Below are 277 nucleotides of genomic sequence, written 5' to 3'. Positions count from 1 at the left end.
CAACCTGTTCGTCTAATCGGTCACATGCTTAAGGGCTGGTCCCCGTTCGCTCGCCGCTACTGGGGGAATCTCGGTTGATTTCTTTTCCTCAGGGTACTTAGATGTTTCAGTTCCCCTGGTTCGCCTCCTACACCTATGTATTCAGTGCAGGATACTGACCTTGTGGTCAGTGGGTTTCCCCATTCAGAGATGTCCGGGTCACAGGTTGTTGCCACCTCACCGAACCTTATCGCAGGCTACCACGTCTTTCATCGCCTCTGGCTGCCTAGGCATCCAC

General features: G+C 53.8%; 1 rRNA gene. It reads right to left on the bottom strand.

Annotated elements, in window-relative coordinates:
• Positions 1-277: ribosomal RNA gene (locus tag HW452_RS17795) — 23S ribosomal RNA — on the bottom strand; the annotation flags it as partial.

It is taken from the genome of Vreelandella aquamarina (assembly GCF_020075495.1).
In the GTDB taxonomy this organism is placed as follows: domain Bacteria; phylum Pseudomonadota; class Gammaproteobacteria; order Pseudomonadales; family Halomonadaceae; genus Vreelandella; species Vreelandella aquamarina_A.
The sequence above is the reverse complement of the archived record's forward strand: the minus strand, read 5'-3'. Positions and strand labels throughout refer to the sequence as shown.